This is a genomic window from Micromonospora sp. NPDC004336 (assembly GCF_053602615.1).
In genome coordinates this window covers 1-14,874 of the sequence record NZ_JBSGDY010000048.1, presented here as the reverse complement: position 1 = coordinate 14,874, position 14,874 = coordinate 1, and the positions used below count along the sequence as shown (strand labels likewise).

General features: G+C 75.1%; 15 protein-coding genes. 13 read left to right on the top strand and 2 right to left on the bottom strand.

Annotated features, from left to right (window positions below):
- Nucleotides 1-2 precede the first annotated feature (2 nt).
- Nucleotides 3-1,958, top strand: coding sequence for a VWA domain-containing protein (locus tag ACWENR_RS13210; protein WP_452277232.1), 1,956 nt, complete (start codon nucleotides 3-5; stop codon nucleotides 1,956-1,958).
- A gap of 206 nt (nucleotides 1,959-2,164) precedes the next feature.
- Here ACWENR_RS13210 and ACWENR_RS13205 read toward each other — a convergent pair whose 3' ends face one another.
- Nucleotides 2,165-2,737, bottom strand: coding sequence for a TetR/AcrR family transcriptional regulator (locus tag ACWENR_RS13205; protein WP_452277231.1), 573 nt, complete (start codon nucleotides 2,735-2,737; stop codon nucleotides 2,165-2,167).
- 107 nt (nucleotides 2,738-2,844) lie between these two features.
- On the opposite strand from ACWENR_RS13205, the gene ACWENR_RS13200 reads away from it, so the two are divergent.
- Together ACWENR_RS13200 and ACWENR_RS13195 are read left to right on the top strand one after the other, a co-directional pair.
- On the top strand, nucleotides 2,845-3,627 hold the full coding sequence (locus tag ACWENR_RS13200; protein ID WP_452277230.1) for an SDR family NAD(P)-dependent oxidoreductase: 783 nt from the start codon (nucleotides 2,845-2,847) through the stop codon (nucleotides 3,625-3,627).
- Between the two features lie 167 nt (nucleotides 3,628-3,794).
- Nucleotides 3,795-4,259, top strand: coding sequence for a hypothetical protein (locus ACWENR_RS13195; protein ID WP_452277229.1), 465 nt, complete (start codon nucleotides 3,795-3,797; stop codon nucleotides 4,257-4,259).
- A gap of 165 nt (nucleotides 4,260-4,424) precedes the next feature.
- On the opposite strand, the gene ACWENR_RS13190 is transcribed toward ACWENR_RS13195, so the two are convergent.
- On the bottom strand, nucleotides 4,425-4,709 hold the full coding sequence (locus ACWENR_RS13190) for a DUF427 domain-containing protein (protein ID WP_452277228.1): 285 nt from the start codon (nucleotides 4,707-4,709) through the stop codon (nucleotides 4,425-4,427).
- Nucleotides 4,710-4,892: 183 nt separating this feature from the next.
- Here ACWENR_RS13190 and ACWENR_RS13185 point away from each other — a divergent pair, with 183 nt between their 5' ends.
- The 10 genes from ACWENR_RS13185 (at nucleotide 4,893) to ACWENR_RS13140 (ending at nucleotide 14,800) form a co-directional block, all read left to right on the top strand.
- Entirely contained in the window at nucleotides 4,893-6,293 is a 1,401-nt protein-coding gene (locus tag ACWENR_RS13185) for an FAD-binding oxidoreductase (RefSeq protein ID WP_452277227.1), read from the top strand.
- Complete coding sequence (locus ACWENR_RS13180; RefSeq protein ID WP_452277226.1) at nucleotides 6,290-7,633, top strand: class I SAM-dependent methyltransferase; 1,344 nt, start codon at nucleotides 6,290-6,292, stop codon at nucleotides 7,631-7,633. Before ACWENR_RS13185 ends, ACWENR_RS13180 begins: the two co-directional genes overlap by 4 nt.
- Before the next feature lie 87 nt (nucleotides 7,634-7,720).
- Complete coding sequence (locus ACWENR_RS13175) at nucleotides 7,721-8,278, top strand: ArsR/SmtB family transcription factor (RefSeq protein WP_452277225.1); 558 nt, start codon at nucleotides 7,721-7,723, stop codon at nucleotides 8,276-8,278.
- Entirely contained in the window at nucleotides 8,271-9,149 is an 879-nt protein-coding gene (locus tag ACWENR_RS13170) for an SRPBCC domain-containing protein (protein ID WP_452277224.1), read from the top strand. The genes ACWENR_RS13175 and ACWENR_RS13170 overlap by 8 nt, the downstream gene beginning before the upstream one ends.
- A 173-nt stretch (nucleotides 9,150-9,322) precedes the next feature.
- On the top strand, nucleotides 9,323-10,183 hold the full coding sequence (locus ACWENR_RS13165; protein WP_452277223.1) for a sugar phosphate isomerase/epimerase family protein: 861 nt from the start codon (nucleotides 9,323-9,325) through the stop codon (nucleotides 10,181-10,183).
- Nucleotides 10,184-10,231: 48 nt separating this feature from the next.
- Nucleotides 10,232-10,465, top strand: coding sequence for a zinc-ribbon domain-containing protein (locus ACWENR_RS13160; protein ID WP_452277222.1), 234 nt, complete (start codon nucleotides 10,232-10,234; stop codon nucleotides 10,463-10,465).
- 244 nt (nucleotides 10,466-10,709) lie between these two features.
- Nucleotides 10,710-11,183 carry a hypothetical protein gene (locus tag ACWENR_RS13155; RefSeq protein ID WP_452277221.1) on the top strand — a complete coding sequence of 158 codons (474 nt, stop codon included), beginning with the start codon at nucleotides 10,710-10,712 and terminating at the stop codon, nucleotides 11,181-11,183.
- 106 nt (nucleotides 11,184-11,289) lie between these two features.
- Nucleotides 11,290-12,399 carry a hypothetical protein gene (locus tag ACWENR_RS13150; RefSeq protein ID WP_452277220.1) on the top strand — a complete coding sequence of 370 codons (1,110 nt, stop codon included), beginning with the start codon at nucleotides 11,290-11,292 and terminating at the stop codon, nucleotides 12,397-12,399.
- The gene (locus tag ACWENR_RS13145; RefSeq protein WP_452277219.1) at nucleotides 12,396-13,925 is read left to right on the top strand and encodes a hypothetical protein; all 1,530 of its coding nucleotides are present in this window, start codon (nucleotides 12,396-12,398) and stop codon (nucleotides 13,923-13,925) included. Before ACWENR_RS13150 ends, ACWENR_RS13145 begins: the two co-directional genes overlap by 4 nt.
- Nucleotides 13,926-14,041: 116 nt before the next feature.
- On the top strand, nucleotides 14,042-14,800 hold the full coding sequence (locus ACWENR_RS13140) for a MerR family transcriptional regulator (RefSeq protein WP_452277218.1): 759 nt from the start codon (nucleotides 14,042-14,044) through the stop codon (nucleotides 14,798-14,800).
- Nucleotides 14,801-14,874: the final 74 nt, after the last annotated feature.

Genomic DNA, 14,874 nt, shown 5'->3' with positions numbered 1-14,874 from the left:
CGATGGCCGGCAACCGGTTCCGGTACGGGCAGTGGCGGGGCGGCCCCGACCCGCTCGCGCCCCCGTACGACGTGCGGGGCGCGGTGGACGCCGTCGGCGCGGAGGTGCTGGCCGGCGGCAGCCTGCGGGAGGCGCTGCGCGACCTGCTGCGCCGGGGCCCGCAGGGGAGCGGCGGCCTCGACGACCTCGCCGCCCGGGCCCGGCGACTGCGCCGGGAGGCGCTGCGCCGGGGCGACCTGGACGGGGCGGTCACCCGGGCCCGCGCCCTGCTCGACCAGGCGCTCGCCGCCGAACGGGACGAGCTGCGCGGGCGCGGCGACGACGACGCGCGGTTCGCCGAGGCGGTGCTCGACAACCTGCCCCGCTCGACCGCCCGGGCGGTGGCGGAGCTGGCCGGCTACGAATGGGCCAGCGACGAGGCCCGCCGGGCGTACCAGCGGATCCTCGACGGGCTGCGCGACGACGTGCTGGGCCAGCGTTTCGCCGGGCTGCGCGACGCGGTGCGCGCGTCGGCGGATCCGGGCGCGCAGCGGCGGCTGGCCGAGATGATGCGGGACCTGAACGACCTGCTGGCCCGGCACGCCCGCGCCGAGGACACCACCGACGCGTTCGCCGAGTTCATGCGCCGGCACGGCGACTTCTTCCCGGAGCGGCCGGCCGACGTCGACGAGCTGGTCGACGTGCTGGCCCGCCGGTCGGCCGCCGGCGAGCGGCTGATGCGCTCGCTCTCGGACCGCCAGCGCGAGGAACTGGCCGGCCTGATGCGGCAGTCGCTCGGCGACCGGCTCGCCGGGGAGCTGGCGGCGCTGGACGCCAACCTGCGCGCGCTTCGCCCCGACCTGCACCCCGGCCGCGGCGAGCGGGTGCGCGGCGAGCGGCCGCTCGGCTACGGCGAGGCCGCGGGCGCGCTCGGCGAGATCGCCGAGCTGGACGAGCTGCTCGACCAGCTCGACCAGGAGCACCCGGGGGCCACCCTGGACGACGTCGACGTCGACGCGGTGGCCCGGACGCTGGGCCGGGACGCCGCCGACGACGTACGCCGGCTGCGGGAGCTGGAGCGGGAGCTGCGCCGGCAGGGCTGGGTGAGCCGGGACGCCGACGGGCTGACCCTGAGCCCGAAGGCGCTGCGCCGGCTCGGCGGCACGGCGCTGCGGCGGGTCTTCGCCGACCTGACGGCCGGGCCGCGCGGCCAACACGACCTGCGCTCGGCGGGCGCCGCCGGCGAGGTCAGCGGCGGCTCCCGCCCCTGGGAGTACGGCGACGAGCAGCCCCTGGACGTGGTGCGGACGCTGACCCGGGCCGTCCGCCGGGCCGGGACGGGCGTGCCGGTGCGGCTGGCCGTCGAGGACTTCGAGGTGGTGGAGACCGAGCGGCGGGCGTCGGCGGCGGTGGCGCTCTGCGTCGACCTGTCCTACTCGATGATCTCCCAGGTCCGGTGGGGCCCGATGAAGCAGACGGCGCTGGCGCTGGCGCACCTGATGGCGACCCGGTTCCCGCAGGACGCGTTGCAGATCGTCGGCTTCGGCCTGGAGGCGCTGCCGCTGACCCAGCAGGAGCTGGCCGCCGTCGAGCCGGACATGCGGCAGGGCACCAACCTCCAGCACGCGCTGCGGCTGGCCGGCCGGCACCTGCGCCGGCACCCGGACGCCGAGCCGGTGGTGCTGGTGGTGACCGACGGGGAGCCGACGGCCCACCTGGACCCGGACGACGGGGAGGCGCTGTTCCACTGGCCGCCGCTGCCGGAGACGATCGAGGCGACCGTCCGGGAGGTGGACCGGCTGACCCGCTACGGCGTCACGCTCAACCTCTTCATGCTCGGTGACGACCCGGGACTGCGCCGCTTCGTCGACGCGGTGGCCCGCCGCTCGAAGGGCCGCCTGTTCACCCCCGACCTGGAGGACCTCGGCGAGTACGTCGTCTCCGACTACCTGCGCGCCCGGGAGCCCCGCCGCCGCTGACTCCGTCGGGGCGGGCAGGCCCGGCCCGGCTCCGCCCGGGGAGGGCGCGGCCCTGTTCGGGCCGTTGCGTCCGGCGGTCCGGTCCGGTCCGGCCGGGTCGCTGGCGCGACGCGGACCGCCGCCCGGGCATGGCGCGGCCCGTCCGGGCATGGCGCGGCCCGCCCGGGCGCGGCGCGGCCCGCCCGGGCCGGCCCTGCCGGTGGCGGTCAGGGCCGCGGGGCGGCCCCGTGCAGGAGGGTGTCCAGGATGCGGGCGGCCAGCTCGTCGGGGTCGCCCGGCGACGCCGGGGCGCCGTTGATCGTCTCGCCGATCAGCGCCAGGTAGACCCGGCGCGTCCAGTCCAGGTCGACGTCCGGGCGGAGCAGCCCGGCCTGTTGTGCCCGCCGCAGCACCAGCTCGCATCCGGCGTGGACCTCCTGCTGGTCGCGCACGGTCGACGGATCGTCGCTGGGCTGGCCGAGCGCGAACGGCCACCGCGACTTGATCTCCAGGATGGTCGCGGTGGCCTGATGGAGGGCGACCAGGGGCGGCGCGGTGGCCGGCCGGGCGGCGGCCACGGCGGCGCCCATCTGCGCCCAGGCGTCCCGGGTCATGCTGGCGATCAGCGCGTCGCGGCTGGCGAAGCGCCGGTGCACCGTCGTGCGGGCGACCCCGGCCGCCTCGGCGATCTGTTCGATGGTGGCGGCCGGGTTCGCCGCCAGCAGCCGCTCGGCGGCCTCCATGATCGTGCGGATGCTGCGTTCGGCGTCCGCACGCAGGCGCCGCTGGCCCTCTGCCATCCCGTCTCCCTTCCGCTGATGACGTAAACAATACGCCACGACCTGAATCGGAGAATATCTGCGACACCGTGTTGCAGTTTCTGAGGCTAGCCGCTACGGTTTGACGCATGACTGATGTTGCTCTCATCACCGGGGCCTCCGCCGGCATCGGCGCCGAATTCGCCCGACAGCTCGCCGCGCAGGGGCGGAACCTGGCCCTGGTCGCCCGGTCGGTCGACCGGATGGACGAACTCGCCACGACCCTCCGGCAGGCCCACGGCGTGCGGGTCGAGGTGATCGGGCAGGACCTCGCCGCACCCGACGCCACCGCCCGCGTCGTCGCCGAGCTGGGCGCCCGCGGCCTGGACGTGGATCTTTTGGTCAACAACGCGGGCTTCGGCACCTGCGGCCGGTTCGAGGAGATCCCCGGCGACCGCGACCACGACCAGCTCATGGTCAACGTGGTCGCGTTGACGGACCTGACCCACGCGCTCGTGCCGGCCATGCTGGCCCGCGGCGGCGGTGGGGTGATCAACGTCGCGTCCACCGCCGGCTTCCAGCCCGCCGCGTACTTCGCGGTCTACAGCGCGGCCAAGTCGTTCGTGCTCAACTTCAGCCTGGCCCTCTGGAGCGAGTACCGGGACCGGGGCGTCAACGTGCTGGCGCTCTGCCCGGGCCCCGTCGAGACCGGGTTCTTCGACACGATCGGCACCCGCCGGGCCGCCATCGGCGGGCGGATGGAGACGCCGCAGCGGGTGGTGGCCCGGGCGCTGCGATCGCTGGCCCGCAACCAGGGCTACGTGGTGGCCGGCCGGGGGACCTTCGTCGGCGCGCACCTGCAGCCGCGCCGACCCCGCAAGCTGCTGGCCCTGGTGAGCCGCGCGGTCACCCGGGGCGTGCTGCCGGCCTGACCGCCGCCCCCGCCCGGCCTGACCGCCGCCCCCGCCCGGCGTGGCCGCTGCACCTGCCCGGCGTGGCCGCTGCACCTGCCCGGCGTGAGCCCCGCCCCCGCCCGGCCGGACCGTCGCACCTGCCCGGTTCGGCCCGCCGGGCGCCGGATCGGGGCTAGCCTGGGCCGGTGGAGGTGGACAGGCTGCGGCGGGCGTACGAGGAGGTGCTCGCGGAGGTCGACGCGGGCGGGTTCGGGCCACCGCCGGCCGGTCAGCTCAGCGCCGAGCAGATCGTCGCCCACCTGGCCGCCAACGACGAGCTGATGACCGAGGCGACCGAGGCGGTCATCGCGGGCTCGCCGTTCGCGTACTACGACCTGGAGACCATCCACCGTCCACAGGTGGACGCGCTGGTCGCCGAGTGCGGCGGGCTGGACGGGCTGGCCACCCTGCTGCGGGCCACCAGCCAGAAGCTCTGCGCGCTGACCGAGCGGCTCGGCCCGGCGGCGCAGACCCCGGTGGAGACGCACCTGCGCGAGGGCTTCGACCTGGTCGTCGACGACACCCTGCCCTGGGGGCGCACGCTGGACCTGCACACCCGCGTGCACCTGCCGAAGCACCTGGCCCAGCTCCGGATGCTCCGCGCCACCTGACCCACCCCGGTCCGCCATGTCGCCGTGGGCGGCCAGGCGGCCGGAGCGCCGGCGGACACGATCCGGCCGCCGTCGTGCCCGGGCCCGCGCCACCGCCCCGGCGGAGCGCGCCGGAGTGGGGCACAACGCCCGGCCGCGGGCGCGGGGTGGCGCGGGCGGGCGGGGTCAGTCGACGACCCGGACGTCCTTCCAGAAGGCGACCCGGTCGCGGACCAGCTCCGCCTCCGGCTTCGGGTCGGGGTAGTACCAGACGGCGTCGGGGCTGGTCCGCCCGTCGTGGGCGAGGGTGTAGTAGGAGGCGGTGCCCTTCCACGGGCAGACGGTGTGCGTGTCGGAGTCGCGGATCAGGTCGTCGCGCAGGGCGGCACGGGGGAAGTAGTGGTTCCCCTCCACCAGCACGGTGTCGTCGCTCTCGGCCACCACCACGTCGTTCCACACAGCTTTCGGCATGCCCTCCACGCTATGCCGACGGCGACCCCACGACCACCGGCTGCGGCAGGTTCGCCGACCACCGGTCCGGCATGGTCGCGCGCCCGGCCGCCGCCCCGGGTGGCCGGGCGCGGCGATCCTCGATGCCAAACGGCCACCGTGGACATCCCACGCCGTCGACCGACTGCGGCGTACAGTGATCGCATGTGTGCGGTGCGTGTGGATCATCACTCGGTCGACCACGACGGCGCGGTGGCCCGGCTGCGCCGGTCCTACGCGGCGGTGCCCGCGGGCGAGCCGGTCCGCCTGGCCAAGCGCACCTCCAACCTGTTCCGCCCGAGGAACGCCCCTCGGGCGCCGGGGCTCGACGTCGGCGGCCTCACCGGCGTGCTCGACGTGGACCCGGTCGCCCGCACCGCCGACGTGCAGGGCATGTGCACCTACGAGGACCTGGTCGACGCGACCCTGCCGCACGGGCTGATGCCCCTGGTGGTGCCGCAGTTGCGCACCATCACCCTCGGCGGCGCGGTCACCGGGCTGGGCATCGAGTCGACGTCGTTCCGCAACGGGCTGCCGCACGAGTCGGTGCTGGAGATGGACGTGCTCACCGGCGCGGGCGAGGTCGTCACCGCCCGGCCGGAGGGGGAGCACGCCGACCTCTTCGCGGCCTTCCCCAACTCGCTGGGCAGCCTCGGCTACGCCACCCGGCTGCGCATCGAACTGGCGCCGGTACGCCGCTTCGTGGCCCTGCGCAACGTCCGGTTCACCCGGCTGGAGGCGCTGACCGACGCGGTCGCCGAGGTCACCGCGACGCGTTCGTGGGCGGGCGAGGGCGTGGACGCGATGGACGGGGTGATGTTCAGCCCCGGCGAGGCCTACCTGACCCTCGGCACGTTCACCGACGACGTCCCGGGGGCCAGCGACTACACCGGCCAGGAGATCTACTACCGGTCGCTGCGCCGGCGCACGCGCGACGCCCTGACCACGTACGACTATCTCTGGCGCTGGGACACCGACTGGTTCTGGTGCTCGGCGGCGTTCGGCGTGCAGCACCCGGTGGTGCGGCGGATCTGGCCGGCGCGGTGGCGGCGCAGCGACGTCTACCACCGGCTGGTGCGGCTGGAGCACCGGCACGGCGTGGCCGCCCGGATCGACCGCCTGCGCGGGCAGCCGGCGCGCGAGCGGGTGGTGCAGGACGTGGAGATCCCGCTGGACCGCACGGCGGAGTTTCTGCGCTGGTTCGCCCGGGCCGTGGGGATGACCCCGGTCTGGCTCTGCCCCCTGCGGCTGCGCGAGCCGTCCGGCCCGGGGTCGGCCCGGGCCTGGCCGCTGTATCCGCTCCGGCCGGGGCAGGACTACGTGAACATCGGCTTCTGGGGGAGCGTGCCGATCGTCGGGGGCGCCGCCGACGGCGACGTCAACCGGATGATCGAGCGAAGGGTGTCGGAGGCGGGCGGGCACAAGTCGCTCTACTCCGACGCGTACTACGACCGGGAATCCTTCGACCGGCTCTACGGCGGCGCCACCTGGCGTCGGGTGAAGGACCGCTACGACCCGGACCACCGACTCACCGGACTGTACGAGAAGGCGGTAGCACGACAATGAGCCTGACCGATCGAGACCAGGGGGCGGCGAGCGCTCCCGCCGGCCCGCCGGCGGGGGGCCGGCGCCCGGGTCCGACCGTGGCGGACGTCGTCCGCGCGTTGACCACGGGGGACCTGCCGGTGCGGGTCACCGGGTACGACGGCAGCGCGGTGGGCCCGGCCGACGCCGGGATCACCCTGTCGATCCGTTCCGAGCGGGGCCTGACCTACCTGCTCACCGCCCCGGGCGACCTGGGCATGGCCCGGGCCTACGTCAGCGGCGACCTGGCGTTGCAGGGCGTGCACCCGGGCGACCCGTACGAGGCGTTGCGCGTGCTCAAGGACGAGCTGCGGCTGCGTACGCCCCCGCTGGCCGAGGCGCTGGCCCTGGTGCGCGGGCTGGGCTGGGAGCGGCTGATGCCGCCGCCGCCCCCGCCGCAGGAGGCGCAGCCGCGCTGGAGGCGGCTGGTGAACGGGCTGCGGCACTCCCGGTCGCGGGACAGCACGGCGATCTCCCACCACTACGACGTCTCGAACGCCTTCTACGAGAAGGTGCTCGGCCCGTCGATGACGTACACCTGCGCGCTCTACCGCTCGCCCGACGACTCGCTGGAGCAGGCCCAGGCGGCCAAGTACGACCTGGTGGCGCAGAAGCTGGGCCTGAAGGCCGGGATGCGGCTGCTCGACGTGGGCTGCGGGTGGGGCGGCATGGTGCGGCACGCGGCCCGGGAGTACGGCGTGCGGGCGCTCGGGGTGACCCTGTCCCGGGCGCAGGCGGAGTGGGCGCGGGCGGCGATCGAGCGGGAGGGGCTGGCCGGCCTGGCGGAGGTGCGCCACCTCGACTACCGGGACGCGCCCCGCGAGCAGTTCGACGCGGTCTCCTCGATCGGGCTGACCGAGCACATCGGGGTGCGCAACTACCCGGCCTACTTCGGCGCGCTGCGGGATCGGCTGCGCCCGGACGGCCGGCTGCTCAACCACTGCATCACCCGGGCCGACAACCACGCGCCGCACCGCTCGGGCGCGTTCATCGACCGCTACGTCTTCCCCGACGGCGAGCTGGCCGGCCCCGGCCGGCTAATCAGCGAGATTCACGACGTCGGGCTGGAGGTGCACCACGAGGAGAACCTGCGCCTGCACTACGCGCTGACGCTGGCCGCCTGGTGCCGCAACCTGGCGGCGCACTGGGACGCCTGCGTCGGCGAGGTGGGGCCGGGCACCGCGCGGGTGTGGGGCCTCTACATGGCGGGTTCCCGGCTGGCGTTCGAGCGCAACGGGATCCAGTTGCACCAGGTGCTGGCCACCCGCAACGGCCCGGAGGGGGCGACGAGCTACCCGCTGCGCCCCGACTGGCTGCCCTGATCCGCCGCGACAGCCGCGCCGTGCCCCGGCGCGGCTGTCGTCGGGGCTATTGACAAACAAATTTTTTACGTACAAACTGATTTTGCCATGAGAGATGTCCTGTACCTGGAGCAGATGGAGCAGGCCGAGGCCCTGCTCAAGCCGCAGCGCGTCGAGGTGCTGCGGCAACTGGCCGAGCCGCGCACCTGCACCGAGGTCGCCGCCCGGCTGGAGCAGACGCCGCAGCGCGTCTACTACCACGTCAAGCAGCTCGTCGCGGCCGGGCTGGTCGAGCAGGTCAGCGAGCGCAAGGTCCGGGGCATCACGGAGGGCATCTACCAGGCCGCCGCCCGGTCCTACTGGCTCTCGCCCCGGCTGGTCGGCCGGATCGGCCTGCGCCGGGCCCGCGACGAGCTGAGCCTCGGCTACCTGCTCGACCTGATGGAGGAGGTCCAGGCCGACATCGCCGGGCTGGACCGCGCCGCCCCCGAGCTCCCCTCGATCGGGGTGGCCGGCGAGATCCGGGTGCCGGCCGAGCAGCGCCAGCAGTTCCTGCACGACCTGCAGAGCACTCTGCAGGACCTGTTCACCCGCTACGGGGGCGCCGAGGGCGACGCCTTCAAGCTCGCCGTGGCCTGCTATCCGAAGGGGAAAGACCGTGACTGAACCGATGAAGCTGCCCGCCCGCCTCGCCGCGCCGGTCGAGACCGTCCGCCGCGCCCTGACCGACCCGGCCGAGCTGCGCGTCTGGCTCGCCGAGCACGCCGAGGTCGAGCTGCCGCACCGGTACGAGTTCTGGGGCCGCCACACCCCCGAGGGCGACGCCCCGCACCAGCGGCTGCTGCACGTCGACGACGACACGCTGCGCTTCGCCTGGCTGCTCGACGGGGTCGAGACCACCACCGAGTTCGCCCTGTGCGCGGAGGGCCCCGACGCGACCGTGCTGACCCTGACGCAGAGCCACTTCGACTTCGCCGAGGCGATGAGCGGCAGCAGCATCCGGGGCGTGCTCCAGACCTACTGGAGCCTGTCGATCGCCAACCTGGCCGCCCACCTGGAGGGCCAGCCGCTGCTGCCGAAGGTCGACTTCACCTCCGCCGAGATGCGCGGCGAGATGCTGATCGACGCGCCGATGGCGAGGGTGTTCGAGTCGCTGACCGACTCCGAGCAGGCCACCGCCTGGTTCGGCTACCCGATCGGCATCGAGCCCTGGGTCGGCGGGCGCTACGCCATGGGCGGTCTCGAGTCCGGCTTCGCCGCCAAGATCGTGGACCTGGAGCCCGGCCGGAAGCTGTCGGTGGACTGGGGGCCGACGGGCGTCAGCACCTGGGAGCTGGCCGAGTCGCAGGGGAAGACGAAGCTGACCTTCGTGCAGTCCGGCTTCGACGAGCAGAACCCGCCGTACGGGGCCTGGGCCGGGGCGGTCTCCGGGCTGGCGGAGCTGCGCCGCTACCACGAGATGAAGGACTGGCAGCCGATCTGGCTCCCGTCGGAGGTGCCCGGCCTGGAGCCGCAGGCCACGCCCGCGACGAGCTGACCGTCGCGTACGCGGCGCCCGGCCCTCGGCGACGGGGGCCGGGCGCCACCGTTCCCGACCGGGCCCGTCCGAGCCGCGCATGATCCTCTACAGTCGACGGGTCTCGGCGGCTGGTCGCCGAGCTGCCGGCGGTAAGCCGGTCGGCGGACTGCGGCGGGGAGGCGCGGGCGGCGATGAGGATCGGCATCAACACGTGGGCGTGGGTCGCGCCGCTGACCGACGACGCGCTGACCCGGCTCGCCCCACGGATCAGGGCGTGGGGCTTCGACGCCGTCGAGCTGCCCGTCCAGGCGCCCGGCGAATGGGACCCGGCATCGGCCGGTGACCTGCTCGCCGGGCTGGGGCTGGCCCCCGCGATCTGCGCCGGCCTGCTGCCCGGGCACGACCTGCTCGCCGACGACCGCGACGTGGCGCGGCGTACGGCCGACTTCGTGCGGCACTGCGTGACGGTGGCGGGCCGGGTGGGCGCCGCCGTGGTCGCGGGCCCGCTCTACGCCCCGGCCGGGCGCACCTGGCTGCTCGACGCGGGCGCGCGCCGCGCCACCGTCGCCCGCCTCCGCGACCGGCTCCGCCCGCTGGCCGACGAGGCCGCCGAGCGGGGCGTGACGATCGCCCTGGAGCCGCTCAACCGCTTCGAGACCAGCCTGGTCAACACCGTCGAGCAGGCGCTGGAGGCGGTCGACGGGATCGTCGGGCTGGGCCTCGCGCTGGACACGTTCCACATGAACATCGAGGAACGCGACCTGCCGGCCGCCATCCGGGCGGCCGGTGACCGCCTGGCGCACGTGCAGGTCTGCGGCAACGACCGGGGCGCGCCGGGCGGGGACCACCTCGACTGGCCGGCGATGTTCGCCGCCCTGGCCGACATCGGCTACGCCGGCCAGGTGAGCATCGAGTCGTTCACCGCGCCGGCCCTGGCCGTGCCGATGTCGGTGTGGCGGCCGCTCGCCACCGGCCCCGACGCCCTCGCCGTCGAGGGGCTGGCCTTCCTGCGGGAACTGTCGGCCGCCCCCGCCGGGAATTTCCGATCCTGACGCCGGCCGGGGGGTGATTGCGGGGCCCGCAGTGGGTACTGCCGGGCGATGTTCTTCATCTTCGGGCTCCGCACCAAGGTCAGCCAGTCGGGCGTGGTGCAGCAGGTCTGCCGCAACTGTCACAACCACGCCGCGCAGGTCGTCACCCGGCGGTCGACGAAGTTCAGCCTCTTCTTCGTCCCGATCATCCCGATCCGCACCCGCTACGTGCAGCAGTGCACCTTCTGCGGCGCCCAGTACGACATCTCCCGCTCCGAGGCCGAGCGCCTCCCGGTCGGCTGAGCGACCGGTGGCGCGCTTCCTCTGCTGGTTGATCGGCCGGCAGCCGGCAGTTCCCGTCCCGGCGCCCGTGCACACGGTCTCCCGGCCGCCGTGCACCCCGGGCCGCCGGCGTCGCCGCCGCGACCGCCGGCCGCTGGCCGGCACCGCCCTGCCCCGCTCGCCGTGGAACCGCTCCGCCGAGCGGTGACCGCACTGTGACCTCCGCCGATCTGGCGGGGGTGCGGGGCCGTGTGACCATGTGACGGTGTCGTATCCCCCTCATCCGCCGTTCCCGCCGGTGCCCGGCGCGGTGACGCCACTGGTCTACCCCCACCCGATCGCACCCCCGCCGGGGTACGCGGTGCTCGCCGTATCGGTGAACCGCGGCCCGTACATCGTGCCCGCCCCCGCCACCAGCAAGCTCAAGATCGACGGCCAGACGGTGCCGATCCCCGGCGAGGGCACCTGGTACATGGTGGTCGCGCCCGGGCAGCACGACGTCCGCTACACCGACTTCATGGGCGTCCCGCTGATCACCACCTCGCTGGTCGTCCAGCCCGGGGCGGCGCACCACCTGTCGTTCCGCTTCGGCGGGTGGCGCAACCGCGTCCACGACGGGCACGGCACCGACGTGACGAGGTTCGGGCTCTGGTCCAACTACAGCATCATGCTGGTCGTCCTCGCCGTCCTCGGGCTGGTCTGCTGCGGTGGCTTCGGAGTCCTGTTCGGCTCGTCCTGACGCCGGTCCCGCGCGGCCCGTGGTCGGCGCGACGGACTTCGCCGAGCGCCGACCGGCCGGGGCGGCGCCCGGCAACCGTCGTGGGGACCGCCTATCGTGGCGGATCGTGACGAGCACCGAGGAGCGACTGGCCGCGATCCGTGGTGGCGTACCGCCCAGGCGGCACAACGCCCGCACCATCGCCGCCCTGACCGGCAACCCGGGCTGCACCCGGCGGGCCGTGCTGGACGGCGCGGGGGTGGACAAGCCGAAGCTGGCCGAGCGGATCGGCTTCCCCGCCCGGTTCGGGCAGTCCCGCTTCGCCATCACCCGGGGCAACGCGTTCGAGGCGCAGGTCAAGGCCGACGGCGGGGCCGAGCTGCTGCGGCTGGTCGCCGAGCGGCTGGGCGTACCGGTGCCGGCGGCGGCGAGCTGGACGGACCTCGGCGACGGCGTCGACGACGACATGGCCGCCCGCCAGCGGCGCTCCGCCGAGCTGCTGGCCGGCGCCGCGCCGGGCGCCGGGACGGACGCCGCCGCCCTGTTCGACCACCCGCTGCTCGGCCTCGACGTCGCCGGCCGCCGGGTGCACCTGGAGCCGGACCTGGTCGCCGCGCGGCTCGCCGGCCGGTTCCACGTGGTGGAGGTCAAGTCGTTCCCGGTCGTCGACGGCCAGGCCGACCCGGCCAAGGTGTCCGCCGCCGCGATCCAGTCCGCCGTCTACGTGCTGGCCCTGCGCGAGCTGCTCGCCGCCGCCGGCCACGACCCGGAACTGGTCTCGCACGACGTGGTGCTGGTCTGCCCCCGGGACTTCGCCAACCAGCCCCTGGCCAGCCTGGTCGACGTGCGCAAGCAACTGCTGGTGCTGCGCCGCCAGCTGGCCCGGATGGCGCGGCTCGACGCGCTGCTGGCCGCCGTGCCCGAGGACTTCACGGCCGACGTGGCCGCCGAGCCGGCGACGCTGCTCGCCGCGCTGTCGCGGGTGGAGGCCCGCTACGCGCCGGAGTGCCTGGCCGCGTGCGAGCTGGCGTACTTCTGCCGGCACGAGGCGCGCGGCCACACCGGGGCGCTGGGCCGGCCGGTCCGGGAGGCGCTGGGCGGGATCGCGGCCGTCGACGAGGCGCTCGCGCTGGCCGCCGGCGAGCGCACCCCGGCCCCGGAGCAGGAGCAGGCCGCCGCGCTGCTGCGGGCCGCCGCCCGGCTGCGCGCCGACGCCCTCGCCGGGGCATCCGCGTGAGTACGCTCCGCGCGCTCGCCCGGGCCCAGGCGCTCGCCGCCGGGGCGGCCCAGCCGGTGGCGACCGTCCGGCACCTGCACCTGGCCGAGCGCCCGCTGGTGCTGGTGCCGCTGGCGATGGCCGGCGAGGCGAACGCCCCGCTGGCGGCGCTGGTCGGCGACGCCCCGGACGCGGCGCGGCTGCTGATCGTGCCGCAGCCCCGCAACCGCGACCAGCGGTTCGCCTTCGCCGCGGAGCTGGCCGCCGTCGTGCTGCCCTACCTCGACGGGTTCCGGGGCGTCGCCGAGGCGGTGCCCGTCGACCGGGGCAGGGACGTGCGGTACCGCTACGTCGACGCCCCGCAGCTGCTGGTGCCGAACCCGGCCGGGGTGACCTTCCTGCGCCTGCTCGGCCGCTCCACCCGCTTCCGTCGCCCCGACGGCGAGCACCCGGTGCACCCGTCGGTGCCGGTGCTCGGGCGCTGGCTGACCTTCTTCGCCGAGCGGGCCGAGCACCCGGGCTCGTCGGCGCTGGTGGCGATGACCGACGCGCTGACGCTGCACTGGGCCACCGGCCAGAGCCCGGTGGAGGATCTGCACCTGCCGGCGCTGATGGGCTGGATCGACCCGCCGGCGGGGATCACCGGGGCCGAGGCGGCGGCCCGGGCCGAGGACCCCGCCGTCTGCCCGCCCGCCGGCCCGGCCACCGACCCCGACTTCGACAACCACCGGCTCGCCCCGGCCATCGCCGCGTACGCCGCCGCCGAGGACGACCCGGTCGCGCGCGCCGGGGCGTACGCGGAGCTGGAACGGCTGCTGCGCGGCCAGCTCGCGCCCACCTGGGAGCTGATGTGGCGCGGCGTGGGGTTGCTGCGCGGCCTGCCGCCCGGCGCCCGGGTGGCTGGCCGGTGGGACGGCGACAAGGACGCCTTCACCGGCTACGCCGAGCACGTCGACTCAGGCGGCGCGCCGCAGCCCCGCCGCGACGGGGCGGTGGCCGCCGCCCAGCGGCTGCACCGGCTGGAGCGCGCCCAGACCTCGTACGCCGTCCAGCGCGCCTACGACGACCCGCTCGTCATGGCGGAGCGCCGGCTGACCGGCGAGGCGTTCGTCGGCGAGGTGACCCTGGCCGACCCGAAGCGGGTGGACGACACCGGCAAGCGGCCGGTGCTGCGCCCACGCGTCCAGGTCGTGACCACCGAGCCGGTGCTGGTGCCGGTCGGCGCGACGCTCCACTCGCCGACCCGACCGGCGCAGAAGGCCAGGGTGGTCTTCGTGACGCCGGCGGACGGCAAGACCGAGGTGGTGCTGGAGCTCTCCGGCGGGATGGGGCGCGGGCTGACCGCGCCGCCGGGCAGCGTGCCGGAGGTGGGGGAGCGGCTCTGCTACACCACCCTGTCGGACGCGTTCATGCCGGCGGGGGCGTTCCCGGCGGTCGAGGAGACGCCGTGGACGCACGGCGGCCCGCCGGCCCCGGCGCCCGCGCCGCCCGGCTCGGAGGTGGGCACCGTGCCCACGCCGCCCGACCCCGACGAGGAGTGGGCCTGACCCGACGTTCCGGCCTTCCCCGCCACCAGCCCGACTCTCCGCGCCGCGCGGGTCAGAATCGGCCTTGACCCTCACGTAACGGCAGGCTGGATCGTGGTTCCCGGAAGGAGGGAACGATGGCCTACACGGTGGGACAGGTCGCGAAGGCCGCCGGGGTGACCGTGCGGACGCTGCACCACTACGACGAGATCGGGCTGCTTTCGCCCAGCGGTCGCAGCAGCACGGGCTACCGGCGCTACGACGACGCCGACCTGGAGCGGCTGCAACACGTCCGCTACTACCGCGAGCTGGGGTTCCCGTTGGAGGAGATCGCCGCGATCCTCGACGACCCGGCGAGTGACCCGGCGGCGCACCTGCGCCGCCAGCACGAGCTGCTGACCGTACGGATCAAGAGGCTCCAGGAGATGGTCACGGCGATCGAGTTCGCGATGGAGGCGAGCAAGTTGAACATCCCACTGACCCCGCAGGAGCGGTTCGAGGTCTTCGGCGACTTCGACCCGGAGGCGCACGCCGAGGAGGCCGAGCAGCGGTGGGGCGGCAGCGACGCGTACCGGGAGTCGAACCGGCGCGCGTCCCGCTACAGCAAGGACGACTGGCTGCGGAACAGGGCGGAGAACGAGGACTGGGGGCGGCGGTTCGCCGAGGTGATGTCGTCCGGGGCGCCGGCCGACAGCCCGGCCGCGATGGACCTCGCCGAGGAGCACCGGCAGATCATCAGCCGCTGGTTCTACGAGTGCTCCTACGAGATCCACACCGGGCTGGCCGACATGTACGTGGCGGACGAGCGGTTCACCGCGTACTTCGAGAGGATCAGGCCGGGGATGGCCGCCTACCTGAGCGAGGCCATCCACGCCAACGCGATCAGCCGCGCCTGAGCGTGCGGCCCGGCCGCCCTCCGCAGGTCGTCCCCGCCGTCGGGGGCGCCCCGGCCCGGGCCGGCTCGCGCCCC

Coding starts and splice junctions, on each gene's coding strand:
- ACWENR_RS13180 (WP_452277226.1), top strand. CDS start 6,290: ATGAGCCTGACCGATCGAGACCAGGGGGCGGCGAGCGCTCCCGCCGGC.
- ACWENR_RS13165 (WP_452277223.1), top strand. CDS start 9,323: ATGAGGATCGGCATCAACACGTGGGCGTGGGTCGCGCCGCTGACCGAC.
- ACWENR_RS13160 (WP_452277222.1), top strand. CDS start 10,232: ATGTTCTTCATCTTCGGGCTCCGCACCAAGGTCAGCCAGTCGGGCGTG.
- ACWENR_RS13200 (WP_452277230.1), top strand. CDS start 2,845: ATGACTGATGTTGCTCTCATCACCGGGGCCTCCGCCGGCATCGGCGCC.
- ACWENR_RS13175 (WP_452277225.1), top strand. CDS start 7,721: ATGAGAGATGTCCTGTACCTGGAGCAGATGGAGCAGGCCGAGGCCCTG.
- ACWENR_RS13190 (WP_452277228.1), bottom strand. CDS start 4,709: ATGCCGAAAGCTGTGTGGAACGACGTGGTGGTGGCCGAGAGCGACGAC.
- ACWENR_RS13205 (WP_452277231.1), bottom strand. CDS start 2,737: ATGGCAGAGGGCCAGCGGCGCCTGCGTGCGGACGCCGAACGCAGCATC.
- ACWENR_RS13185 (WP_452277227.1), top strand. CDS start 4,893: ATGTGTGCGGTGCGTGTGGATCATCACTCGGTCGACCACGACGGCGCG.
- ACWENR_RS13210 (WP_452277232.1), top strand. CDS start 3: ATGGCCGGCAACCGGTTCCGGTACGGGCAGTGGCGGGGCGGCCCCGAC.
- ACWENR_RS13140 (WP_452277218.1), top strand. CDS start 14,042: ATGGCCTACACGGTGGGACAGGTCGCGAAGGCCGCCGGGGTGACCGTG.